This is a genomic window from Intrasporangium sp. (assembly GCF_035688975.1).
In the GTDB taxonomy this organism is placed as follows: Bacteria; Actinomycetota; Actinomycetes; order Actinomycetales; family Dermatophilaceae; genus CALMNV01.
This window is the reverse complement of sequence record NZ_DASSMH010000080.1, coordinates 1-11969: the sequence shown is the minus strand read 5'-3', so window position 1 is coordinate 11969 and position 11969 is coordinate 1. Positions and strand designations below refer to the sequence as shown.

Annotated in this window: 9 protein-coding genes, 1 pseudogene and 1 riboswitch; of the genes and pseudogenes, 5 read left to right on the top strand and 5 right to left on the bottom strand. The window is 73.0% G+C overall.

Annotation, left to right across the window (positions count from 1 at the left end; translation table 11 throughout):
- The 3 genes and pseudogenes from VFJ94_RS08650 to VFJ94_RS08640 form a co-directional block, all read right to left on the bottom strand.
- Positions 1-888: pseudogene (locus tag VFJ94_RS08650) on the bottom strand (HNH endonuclease); the annotation flags it as partial.
- 78 nt (positions 889-966) lie between these two features.
- Entirely contained in the window at positions 967-1758 is a 792-nt protein-coding gene (locus tag VFJ94_RS08645) for a WecB/TagA/CpsF family glycosyltransferase (RefSeq protein WP_325003799.1), read from the bottom strand.
- A 119-nt stretch (positions 1759-1877) separates the two neighbouring features.
- Positions 1878-3059, bottom strand: coding sequence for an acyl-CoA dehydrogenase family protein (locus tag VFJ94_RS08640; RefSeq protein WP_325003798.1), 1182 nt, complete (start codon positions 3057-3059; stop codon positions 1878-1880).
- Positions 3060-3204: 145 nt separating this feature from the next.
- Positions 3205-3318, top strand: a riboswitch (SAM riboswitch).
- A gap of 78 nt (positions 3319-3396) precedes the next feature.
- Here VFJ94_RS08640 and VFJ94_RS08635 point away from each other — a divergent pair.
- The 3 genes from VFJ94_RS08635 (at position 3397) to VFJ94_RS08625 (ending at position 7053) form a co-directional block, all read left to right on the top strand.
- Complete coding sequence (locus VFJ94_RS08635) at positions 3397-4716, top strand: bifunctional o-acetylhomoserine/o-acetylserine sulfhydrylase (RefSeq protein WP_325003797.1); 1320 nt, start codon at positions 3397-3399, stop codon at positions 4714-4716.
- A gap of 215 nt (positions 4717-4931) precedes the next feature.
- Positions 4932-5969 carry a S66 peptidase family protein gene (locus VFJ94_RS08630; RefSeq protein WP_325003796.1) on the top strand — a complete coding sequence of 346 codons (1038 nt, stop codon included), beginning with the start codon at positions 4932-4934 and terminating at the stop codon, positions 5967-5969.
- 49 nt (positions 5970-6018) lie between these two features.
- On the top strand, positions 6019-7053 hold the full coding sequence (locus VFJ94_RS08625; protein ID WP_325003795.1) for a S66 peptidase family protein: 1035 nt from the start codon (positions 6019-6021) through the stop codon (positions 7051-7053).
- 62 nt (positions 7054-7115) lie between these two features.
- Here the strand turns inward: VFJ94_RS08625 and VFJ94_RS08620 are convergent, their stop codons facing one another.
- Positions 7116-8993: a Na+/H+ antiporter gene (locus VFJ94_RS08620; protein ID WP_325003794.1), complete on the bottom strand. Its 1878-nt coding sequence runs from the start codon at positions 8991-8993 to the stop codon at positions 7116-7118.
- 92 nt (positions 8994-9085) lie between these two features.
- Here VFJ94_RS08620 and wecB point away from each other — a divergent pair, with 92 nt between their 5' ends.
- Positions 9086-10147, top strand: a complete 1062-nt coding sequence (wecB, locus tag VFJ94_RS08615) for a non-hydrolyzing UDP-N-acetylglucosamine 2-epimerase (protein ID WP_325003793.1) — start codon at positions 9086-9088, stop codon at positions 10145-10147.
- 88 nt (positions 10148-10235) lie between these two features.
- Here the strand turns inward: wecB and VFJ94_RS08610 are convergent, their stop codons facing one another.
- Positions 10236-11414, bottom strand: a complete 1179-nt coding sequence (locus tag VFJ94_RS08610; RefSeq protein ID WP_325003792.1) for a glycosyltransferase — start codon at positions 11412-11414, stop codon at positions 10236-10238.
- 76 nt (positions 11415-11490) lie between these two features.
- Between VFJ94_RS08610 and VFJ94_RS08605 the strand changes: the two genes are divergently transcribed.
- A partial coding sequence (locus tag VFJ94_RS08605) for a hypothetical protein (RefSeq protein WP_325003791.1) occupies positions 11491-11969 on the top strand: 479 nt, incomplete at its 3' end.

Below are 11969 nucleotides of genomic sequence, written 5' to 3'. Positions count from 1 at the left end.
ATGATGCCGCGCCAACCGCGACACCTCCTCCACCGTCGCCGAGGCAGCCTGACCCAGCAGGTCAGCCACCGCGGCCGCCACCTCCTGCGGGTCCGCCACCGGCGCCACCTGCTCATGGAAGGCGATGATCCGGGCCGCCTTACCCACGCTGACCTGCCGCATCGCCACCCGCGCCGCGAGCTCCGCCCACCGCGGGTCGGTCAGCGCGCGGGCCACCGTCACCACATCCCTGGCCGCACCCGCCGACAGGCTCGGATCCACCGAACGCAACCAGTCCACCCGCGACAACCCGCCCGGGGAATCAACACCCCGGGCCTCCAGCTCCGCGACCACGGACACCAAAGCCACCTCCTGCCCCGCCCGAGCCGCCCCCAGACACGCCACCGCCGCCACCAGCTCAGCCTCCCCATGCCGCACCAGCGACATCCCCACCGTCGCCTCCACCACCACCCCCACCGACCCCATCCCCTCGATCGGCTCACCGCCGGGCACGGCCACCGGCACCGCGTCCGCGGCAAGGCTCTCGTGCTCAAGCCACCCCACCTCGCGCGGCCGCACCCGCACCTCGTCATCAGCAGCGAACAACCCCCACGGCCCACCCCGCCGCGGCATCGCATGCCCCCGCACCGCCGCCCCACCATGCCCCACGCGGCGCCTCCGCGACGTTCGCGCACCGGCGCCCTGCGCCGAACGCACCCTCGTGCCCGGCCCCAACAGACCGCCGGCCGGCGGCGGCGTCGCCGCCCCCGGCGTGACCCCCGGGTCGCCGAACCCCTCCTTCAGCGCCGCCCAGAACCGCTCCGCCGCCACGCGGCCGTCAGCCGCGTGCCGCGAGCTCACCTCGAAAACCTGCCGTCGCAGCCCATCGACCATGCCCTGATCCGCCATACTTCAAACATACGTTCGACCACCGACAGAGGAATGCAGCCATCCACAGGCTCCCCAGCGCGGAAAAGATCAGCTCGGTTAACGCCGCCGGGATCTCGCCTCCCGCCGGAGGACGGCCGCAAGCTGCAGCGGCTCGACGAAGACGCGGCGCGCGTTGCGGCTCGGGTTGGCCAGGAGGCGATAGAGCCACTCGAGACCCATCCGCCCGACCCACCGTGGGGCGTGCACCTGCTCACCCGACAGGTAGTCCAGACAGCCACCGACGTTGGCGATGACGCCGTGGGTCATCGCGCCCTGGTGCTCCTCGATCCACCGCTCCTGGGCGCCCATCCCCATCCCGACAAGCACGAGGTCGGCGAGCGGCAGCTCCTGCTCGACCGTCGTCGGAGGCCCCGCGTCCTGCTGCGCGAAGGTGTAGCCGTCGAAGGCGACCCACCGCACCCGCGGCGCCCTTGCGGTGGCCGCGGCCGCCGCTCGCGCACTGGACTCCGGGCTCGCCCCGACGGCCAGGACGCGCAGCTCCGGGTCGGCGTCGAGCACGCGAAACAGCCAGTCGCTGCTGCCGACGCGAAAGCTGCTGTCGAGCGCCGGGTTCGCCCGGTGCAGCGCCGCCCACACCGGCCAGCCGTCGGCGAGCACGACGTCCGCCGCGTCCGTATAGCGCCGGAAGCCCTCGTCGGTCAGGTAGAGGTGCACGGCGTGCAGGTTGAGGTTGCCCACCCGCACCACCGGCCGCGGCCGCGACAGCACCAGGTCCACGACCTCCGCCTCGGACATCGGCGTGGCCTCGGTGAGCAGATAGGGCACGCGGACCCGCGCCGGCAGACCCGGACCACGTTGCTGGCTGGCAGCCGGGTCGGGACGGGTCACCGGGTCACTGTAGCCGTGCGCGCCTGCCGCTCCCGCTGGCCCATGCCCCGCCCGTATGCCGCCTGACGGCACCGGCCCGCTCCGCCATCACAACCGCCCCACCAGGGCCGTCGACCGCGTCAGCGGCGACCGACGTTGCCGGTGAGCAGCTGGCGTGCCATGACGACGCGCTGGATCTGGTTGGTGCCCTCGTAGATCTGGGTGATCTTCGCGTCGCGCATCATCCGCTCGAGCGGGAAGTCCTTGGTGTAGCCGGCTCCGCCGAGCAGCTGGACGGCATCCGTCGTGATCCGCATGGCGGCGTCGGAGGCGTAGCACTTGGCGGCGGCCCCGAAGAAGGGCAGGTCGGCGTCGCCGCGCTCGGACTTGGCGGCGGCGACGTAGACCAGCTGCCGGGCGGCCTCGAGCTCCATCGCCATGTCCGCGAGGAGGAACTGGATGCCCTGGAAGTCGGCGATGGCGTGGCCGAACTGGCGGCGCTCCTTGACGTAGGCCAGGGCCTGGTCGAGCGCCCCTTGGGCGATGCCGACGGCCTGGGCGCCGATCGTGACGCGGGTGTGGTCCAGGGTCCGCAGCGCGAGCTTGAGCCCGTCACCCACGGCGCCGACGACCCGGTCGCCCGGGATCCGGACGTGGTCGAAGTGCAGTTCCCGGGTGGGGCTGCCCTTGATGCCGAGCTTGCGCTCCTTCTCCCCGAACGTGAACCCGGCGTCGGACTTCTCGACGACGAATGCCGTGACGTTCCGGCCGCGGGGCCCGTGGGGGTCGGTGACGGCGAGGACCGTGTAGTACTCGGACACGCCGGCGTTCGTGATCCACGACTTCTGCCCATTCAGCACCCAGTCGTCCCCGTCCCGCGTCGCGCGGCAGCGCATCGCAGCGGTGTCCGAGCCCGCCTCGCGCTCCGACAGCCCATAGGAGATCGTCGTCTCCCCGTGCGCCAGGGGTGGCAGGTATCTGCGCTTCAGCTCCTCGCTGCCGGCGAGGAGCAGCGGCATCGAGCCGAGCTTGTTGACCGCGGGGATCAGCGAGGACGAGGCGCAGACCCGGGCGACCTCCTCGATGACGATGCACGTGGCGAGGGCGTCGGCGCCGACGCCGTCGTAGTCCTCCGGGACGTGCGGCGCGAAGAAGTCGGAGGCGACGAGCGCGTCGTGCGCCTCCTGGGGGTAGCGCGCCTCCTCGTCGACGGCGGCGGCATACGGCGCGATCTTCGCCTCGGCCACCGCGCGCACCGCCTCGCGCACCGACTCGTGGTCCTCGCTGGTCCGGAAGAGGTCGACGTCGGCATGTCCGCTCACGGTGCGATCCTACTCGGAGACAGGCGGATGCTAGGACGTCCTAGTGATTCCGCCCACGGGCAGCCCACGCGGCCAACGGCACCGCATGTCCACCATGAGGACGACAGGTCCCACGGCTCGGCCGGGAGCCTCTACCATCCCCACAGGTCATGAGTGCCAGCGACAAGCCCCGGCTCGCTGGCCGGCAACCCTCCTACCGCGGTGGGGTGCCCCGGGTGAGGACCTGGCCCCGGACGCCGTCCGTGGGCAAGCGCGGAGAGCTCTCTCCCGCACCGAGATCGTCGGTGCACCGGGGCGCACGTCGCTCGGTCGCCGACCGGCACCCAAGGAGAACACGATGAGTGACACGCCCAACTGGTCCTTCGAGACCAAGCAGATCCACGCCGGCCAGACCGCGGACTCCGCGACCGGCGCCCGCGCGCTGCCGATCTACCAGACCACGAGCTACGTCTTCAACGACACCGAGCACGCCGCAAACCTCTTTGGCCTCAAGGAGTTCGGCAACATCTACACCCGGATCATGAACCCCACGACGGACGCGGTCGAGCAGCGGATCGCCGCCCTCGAGGGCGGCGTCGGGGCGCTCCTCGTCGCCTCCGGACAGTCCGCGACCACGCTCGCGATCCTCAACATCGCCGAGGCCGGCGACCACGTCGTCGCCTCCCCGTCGCTCTACGGCGGCACGGTCAACCTCCTGAAGTTCACGCTGCCCAAGCTCGGCATCACCGTCGACTTCGTCGAGGACCCGACGTCGGTCGACTCGTGGCGCGCGGCGATCAGGCCCAACACCAAGCTGCTCTTCGGCGAGACGATCGCCAACCCGAAGGCCGAGGTCCTCGACGTCGAGGCCGTCGCGACTCTCGCGCACGAGCACGGCGTGCCGCTCGTCGTCGACAACACCATCGCGACCCCGTTCGTGCTGCGGCCCATCGAGTGGGGCGCCGACGTCGTCGTCCACTCGGCCACGAAGTACCTCGGTGGTCACGGCACCTCCATCGCCGGCGTCATCGTCGACTCGGGCAACTTCGACTACGGCCAGGACCCGGAGAGGTTCCCCAACTACAACACGCCCGACGAGAGCTACCACGGCCTCGTCTTCGCACGGGACGCCGGCGTCGGCAGCCCCTTCGGCGCCAACCTCGCCTTCCTCCTCAAGGCGCGCGTCCAGCTGCTGCGCGACCTCGGCCCGGCGGCGTCGCCGTTCAACGCCTTCCTCATCGCTCAGGGCCTGGAGACGCTGTCCCTGCGCGTCGAGCGGCACCTGCAGAACGCCGCCGCCGTGGCGCAGTTCCTCTCCGGACACGAGCAGGTCGAAAGGGTCATCTGGGCGTCGCTGCCCGACAGCCCGTCGCATGCCGCCGCGCAGAAGTACACCCCCAAGGGCGCCGGCGCCGTGCTCTCCTTCGAGATCACGGGCGGCCTCGAAGCAGGCAAGAGGTTCGTCGAGGGGCTGACGCTGCATAGCCACGTCGCCAACATCGGCGACGTGCGCTCCCTCGTCATCCACCCGGCGTCAACCACCCACTCGCAGGGCCCCGACAGCGACCGCCTCGCGGCCGGTGTCACGCCCGGACTCGTGCGCCTGTCGGTGGGCATCGAGCACGTCGACGACATCGTCGCCGACCTCGAGCAGGGCTTCGCGGCAGCCAAGCTCTGACGAGCGCAGCACGCTGCGAGGGGGGCGGGGCGCCGGCCCCCCTCGCATTGCCCGAGGCGTAACACGTGACGGGGGCTCCGCGCGGTGAGACAGTGTGCTTTATGGGGGGACAACACACATACCTCGCGGCTGGGGCGAACCGGTCGCGACCACGGCCGGCGAGCTGTCGCGGCGTACCTGCCCGGCGTCCCCGACCCTGGAGCTGAGGAGTTCTCATGCCGATCCGTTATCCCGCGCCGCTTCAACCCGGTGACTGCATCGGCGTCACGGCGCCGTCCTCCGGCGTGTCACCCGAGGTCTGGCCCCGCCTCGACTTCGCGGTCCGCTGGCTGCGCGAGCGCGGTTTCGACGTGGTCCTGGGCAAGTGTCTCGGGTCGCCGACCCAGGTCAGTGCTCCCCGCGAGGACCGGGCGAAGGAGCTGCAGGACATGCTCACCGACCCCGACGTCCGGTGCGTCATCCCCCCGTGGGGCGGCGAGACGGGCATCGACATCCTGCCGCTCCTCGACTTCGAGGCGATCGCGGCCGCCGAGCCCACCTGGGCCGTCGGCTTCGCCGACACCTCCACCTGGCTCACGCCGCTCACCGTGCTCACCGGGGTGGCGACGGTGCACGGTGACAACCTCATGGACTCCCCGTATGCCGCCGAGGCTGGCGTCCTGCACTGGCTCGACGTCGTCACCGCCACGCCCGGCACGGATCTCGACCAGCGCTCGCCGGGCCGCTACAGCACCGCGGGCCTGACCGACTGGGGCGACGACACCGTGGTCGGACGCTACGTCCTCGACGCCGAGGGCGGCTGGCTCCGCATCGACGAGGCCGATCCCGACGAGCCAGTCAACCTCTCCGGTCGGCTCATCGGCGGCTGCGTCGAGACCCTGTCGCACCTGACGGGCACGGCATACGGCAACATGCGCGAGTTCGCCCGCACCCACGCCGAGGACGGGACCCTGCACTACCTCGACATCGACGCGTGGGGGGCCTACGACGTGTGCCGGGCCCTGCACGGCATGCGGATGGCAGGCTGGTTCGAGGGTGCGCGCGGCATCCTCGTCAGCCGCACCGACGCGCCAGACGAGGACGGTTTCACCCGGCACGACGCCATCCGCGACGCCCTGTGTGCGCTCGACGTGCCGATCCTCGCCAACATCGAGTGCGGCCACGTGCCGCCGCGCCTGGCGCTCGTCAACGGCGCCCGGGCCACCGTCACCTTCACCGCCGAGGAGCAGAGCATCCGGCAGACCCTGAGCTGACCGACCCGCGCGAGCGACGCGCGCGTCGGGCGACGGAGGAAGGAGCGGGATGGTCCGCTACCCCGATCCGCTGCGCCCCGGCGACCGGATCGGCGTCACCGCACCCAGCTCGGGGGTCGAGGACTCCCTCTGGCCCAGGCTCGAGGTGGCCGTGGCGTGGCTTCGGGACAAGGGGTTCGAGGTGGAGCTCGGGGACTGCCTACGCGCCCCGACGCACGTCAGCGCCCCGAGGCAGGCGCGGGCGGCCGAGCTCATGCGCCTGCTCACCGACCCGCGGACCCGCGCGGTCGTGCCGCCCTGGGGCGGTGAGACGGGGATCGACCTGCTCGACCTGCTCGACGTCGACGCCGTCGCCACCGCGAGGCCCCGGTGGGTCGTCGGCTTCTCGGACACCTCGACATGGCTCACGCCGCTCACCCTGCGCACGGGGCTCGCCACGATCCACGGGCAGAACCTCATGGACACGCCCTACCGGCCGCCGGACGGGGTCCTGCACTGGCTCGACGTCGCCACCGCGCCCGCCGGGTCGCGACTGGCGCAGCGCTCCCCCGAGCGCTTCCGGACCTCCGGGCACGACGACTGGGAGCGTGACCCGGCGGTCGACCGATACACGCTCGACGGCAGGGGCACGTGGGCCCGCATCGACCCGGGCCACGAAGGAGAGCCGGTCACCATGTCGGGCCGGCTCGTGGGCGGCTGCGTCGAGACGATCAGCTTCACGGCCGGGGGCCCGTGGGGAGACGTGGCGGCGTTCGCCGCGCAGCACGCCCCGGAGGGCCTGCTGCACTACCTCGACATCTGCGAGTGGAACGCCTACGACGTATGCCGTGCCCTGCACGCGATGCGGCTCGCCGGCTGGTTCCACCGGACCAACGGCATCCTCGTCAGCCGCACCACGGCGCCGGACCGGCCGGGCTTCTCGCAGCACGACGCCGTGCGTGACGCCCTGGGGATGCTCGACGTGCCGATCGTCGCGGACGTCGAGTGTGGCCACGTCGCCCCCTACCTCGCGCTCGTCAACGGCGCACCGGCCACCGTGGTGTGCGGGCCCGACGAGCGCTCGCTCAGTCAGTCGCTCGTCTGATTCCATGGGGAATCAGACGAGGACAGGCGCGTCTGATTCCGAGGAGGGTCGATCCCCCGCGGTCACGCGAGCACCTCGTCGACGTAGCACCACCGCCACGCCTCCCCCGGTTCGAGCGAGCGCATCACGGGGTGGCCCGTCTGCCTGTAGTGCCCCGCCGCGTGGCGGCGCTCCGAGGAGTTGCAGCACCCCACGTGCCCGCACGCGAGGCAGAGGCGCAGGTGCACCCAGGTGGTTCCCTCGCGAAGGCACTCCGCGCAGCCGTCGGCCGTCCCGGGCTCGATGCACGTGGGGGCCTGCTGGAGGTGCCAGCACGGAGCCTGCACCTGCTCGGTCGGCAGCAGGTCCTCGCGGAGCCGGTCGACCTGGTCCTCGACGCGGGCCAGCATGGTCTCCTCGAGGTCGAGGGCCGTGAGGACCACCCGGAGCACCTCCTGGTCCACGCGCCCGGCGTCACGCAGGCGCAGCACCTCACGGCGCTCGATGTCGATCAGCTCGAGGCGCGCGCGACGGTAGCGGTCGCTCGGGGTGTCGCCGACGTCGGCGCCACGCCGCCCGAGCCGCTCCCACATCTGGTTGAGGCGGTCCTCCGACCGGGAGCGGAGCAGCTCGCGCGTGGCGACGTCGAGATCGGTGCGCTCCTCGAGGGCCTCCATGGCGACCTTGGTCGCGGCCTGCATGACGGTGGCCGCCTGGAGGGCGTCCTCGCGCGGGTCCGGGGCGCGGACGCCGAGAGCCCGGGCGAAGAGCGGCAAGGTGGTGCCCTGGACGAGGAGCGTGCCGATCGTCACGGCGACCGCGACGAGGACGAGCACGTCCCGGTGCGGCGTCGCCGGCGGCAGGAGCAGGGCCGCGGCGAGGGTCACCACGCCGCGCATGCCGGCCCAGGACAGGACCGCCGTGTGCGTCCACGGCGCTGGCGGCTCGCGGCGCAGGACCGTCGTGGTGAGCCAGCGCGTCGGGAAGACCCACACCGGCCGGAGCACGAGGACGAGCACCAGTGTGCCGAGGGCCACGCCGGCGATCCGGTCGAGGCCCAGCGCGGAGGACTCGACCCGGCTGAGCACGTAGTACACCTGCAGGCCGATGAGGAGGAACACGGCGTTCTCGAGGAGGAACTGGATCGAGGCCCAGTTGATCCGCTCGCTGAGCCGGGAGGCGCCGGCCTGGTGGCGCGGCGAGTGATGGCCGAGGACGAGCCCCGCCGTCACGACCGCGATGACCCCGGATGCGTGGACCAGCTCGGCCGGCAGGTAGGCCGCGAAGGGCACGAGGAAGGACACGGCCGTGTCGAAGGTCGGCTCGCTCGCGTGCCTGCGGATGCCCTCGACGACGAGCGTCACGAGGAGCCCGACGACCACACCACCGACGGAGGCGCGCAGGAAGTCCCCGGCCACGCCGGCAAGGGTCACCCCGGGGGCTGCGCCGGCCGTGAGACCGGCCGCCGCGACCGCCGTGCGCACGGCGACGAGGGCGGTCGCGTCGTTGACCAGGGACTCGCCCTCGAGGATCGACACGATCCGTCGGGGCAGACCGATCCGGCGCCCGATGGCCGTCGCGGCCACGGCATCCGGAGGGGCCACGACGGCCCCGAGCGCGAAGGCCACCGCGAACGGCACGGGCAGCACCCACCACACGAAGAGGCCGACCCCCAGCGCGGTGCACAGCACGAGGCCGACGGAGAGGCTGACGATGACGCCTCGGTTCGCTCGGAAGTCCACGAGCGAGGTCTGGATGGCGGCGGCATACAGCAGGGGCGGCAGGATGCCGAGCAGCACGAGGTCGGGGTCGAGCACGACCTCCGGCACGAAGGGCAGGTAGGAGCCGAGCATGCCGAGGAGGATGAGCACGAGGGGGGCGGGCAGGTCCAGCCAGCGCGCCAGCGCGGCACCGCCGAGCACCGCCGCGGCGATGCCCAGCAGACCGAGTGCGATCTCCACGCGCTCATCCTCGCAGCCGGTCCCGGCGCGCGGGGAGGCAGCGAGCCGCCGACCCGGTCCCCGTCCCCGCGGCACCGGTAGGGTCAGCCCCCGTGAAGATCCTCAGCGTCGTCGGCGCCAGGCCCCAGTTCGTCAAGCTCGCTCCCGTGGCCACGGCGATGCGTGTCGTCGGCGTCGAGCACGTCATCGTCCACACTGGTCAGCACTACGACGTGTCGATGTCGGACGTCTTCTTCCGCGACCTCGGCATCCCGGCCCCGGACGTGCACCTCGCGGTGGGCTCCGGCTCGCACGGCCGGCAGACCGGCGCCATGCTGGCGGGGATGGACGCGGTCCTCGAGGAGCACCGGCCTGACTGGGTCCTCGTCTACGGCGACACCAACTCGACGCTCGCCGGCACCCTGAGCGCGGTGAAGATGCACATCCCGCTCGCCCATCTCGAAGCGGGGCTCCGGTCGTTCAACCGCCGTATGCCGGAGGAGCACAACCGGGTGCTCACCGACCACGCCGCCGACCTGTGCCTGGCCCCGACCGAGGTGGCCATGCGGCACCTGGCCGCGGAGGGCCTCACGGACCGCTCCCTCCTCGTCGGTGACGTCATGACGGACGTGCTCTTCTCGGTCCGGGCCCGCGTCGCGGACGAGCCGGTGGCCGTCCCCGCCGAGCTCGACGGCCACGACTTCCGGGTCGCGACCCTGCACCGCGCCGAGAACACCGACGACGAGCACCGGCTGCGCGCCATCGTCGAGTCCCTGTCCGGGTTGCCCGTGCCGACGCTGCTCCTCGCCCACCCGCGACTGCGGGCCCGGGCGCACGACTTCGGCATCGACCTCGGCGCGGGTTCGGTCGTCGTGGCCGACCCCCTGCCCTACCCACAGCTCGTCCGCGCCATCCTCGCGAGCACCGGCGTCATCACCGACTCGGGCGGGCTGCAGAAGGAGGCCTTCCTGCTGCGCCGGCCGTGCACCACGGTGCGCACCGAGACCGAGTGGGTCGAGACCGTCGAGCTGGGGTGGAACACCCTCGTGCCGGATCCTGCGGACCTCGGGCAGGCGCTCGCGACGCCGCCGCCCCCGCCGACCGACGCGGCCCCCTACGGCGACGGCGCCGCCGCAGGACGCGTCGTCGCCGCCATGCTGGAGCGCGCGGGCTGACGGTCGCCGACCGGTCTGCGCCGGCCGACCGGTCTGCGCCGGCCGACCGGGTCTGCGCCGGCCGACCGGTCAGGCGCCGGCCGACCGGTCAGGCGCGGCCCAGGCGGGCGATGCACTCGTCCGCGGCGCGCCGGGCCAGGGCGGCCGAGGAGGCGTGCTCCACGGTCCAGGCGGCGAGCCGCTCGCGCCGGGCGACCCGCTCCGGCTCGTCGGCGCCCGCGGCGGCCACCGCCTCGGCCATGGCTGCCGCGACGGCTGCCTCGTCGTGCTCGACCGCCCAGCCGAGGCCGGCGGTCCCGACCAGCTCGGCGCCGGCGCCGCGACCCGCGAAGACCACCGGGGTGCCGCAGCCCGTCGCGGCGTAGATCTTCGTCGGCTTGGCGAAGTCGTAGCCCTGCCCCGGCTTGATGGACACGAGGGCGGCCGTGGCGCCCCGCAGCCACCGGGCCGCGTCGGCCGGCGGCACGACCCCGGGGAAGTCCACGAGCCCCGGCACCAGCTGCTCCGCGAGCGTGCGCAGGGCCGGCAGGTCGCTGCCCTGCCCGAGGAAGACCAGCCGCTCCGTGCCGCCTGCGTCGTGGTGACGCCGCAGGGCGCGGACGAAGACGCTCGCGTCCTGCCACTCCGACATGGTGCCCGTGTAGACGAAGTACGGCGTCGCGGCCGGCTCCGCGTCACCGTCCGGGCGGAACACGGCCGTGTCGACGCCGTTGCCGACCGTGACCGCACGGTCTCGGCTGACGCCGAGCTCGACGCACCGGTCGGTGACGCCGTCCGAGACGCTGAGGACGAGCGCGGCCCCGCGCAGCACCCAGCGCTCGACGGCCCGCAGCGCCCACAGCACGGGCGCGGGGGCGCCGGAGATGGCGGCGGCGTCGGACCAGACGTCCGCGGCATACCAGATGTAGGGCCGGCGCCGGAGCGCCGCCGCGAGGCGGACGACGACGCCCGTCGTGGGCGGCGGCTCCGCGACGTAGAGGTCGGCGCGGCGCGCGAGGAGGAGGCGGGCGAGGAGCGGCAGGTCGTAGCTGAGGTACTGCACGTAGCCCCGGATGTTGCCGCCCTCGTCGCGCAGCACCGGCCACCGCGACACCCGCAGCGGCCCGTCGTCCGGCGTCGGCGCGCCCGCGGGCGGTAGCGTCGTCACCACCTCGACCCGCCAGCCGGCGGCGGCGAACGCGTCCGCGAGCAGCCGCTCGCGGAAGGCCGCCGCACCGACCTCCGGGGCGAACAGGCGGGTGGCGAGACGGACGACCGGGGGGCGCATGACGCACAGGCTACTGACGTCGAGCACAATGTCAGCACACGCTCGCCCGCGACATCCGAGGCCGCCAAGGAGCGCCATGAGCCACCACCCGACCAGGCCCGCGGCCGGCGGGTGGTTGGGTCGGCTCGCCGCCCCGGTCGCCGTCGGGGTGGTCCTCGTCGCCGCCGTCGGCATCCGGGTGGCCGCGTTGCCCTTCGAGTCACCGGACTACCGGTTCTACCTGTCGAAGTGGTACGCGCACCTGCAGCAACAGGGCTTCACCGGCTTCGCGCAGGCCTTCGCCGAGTACAACCCGCCCTACCTCTACCTGCTCTACCTCGTGTCGCTCCTCGGGCCGCCCGCCATCGTCGCCGTCAAGGTGGTCTCGGCGCTCGGTGACCTCAGCCTCGCGGTGGGCGTCCTCGCGGTGGTGCGGCAGGCCGGCCGGTCGCGCCGGGTGGCCGTCGCCGCGGCGCTCACGGTGCTCGTGGTCCCGACGGTGGTGCTCAACAGTGCCTTCTGGGGCCAGTGCGACGCCCTGCACACGTCCCTCCTGCTCTGGACGCTCGTCCTGCT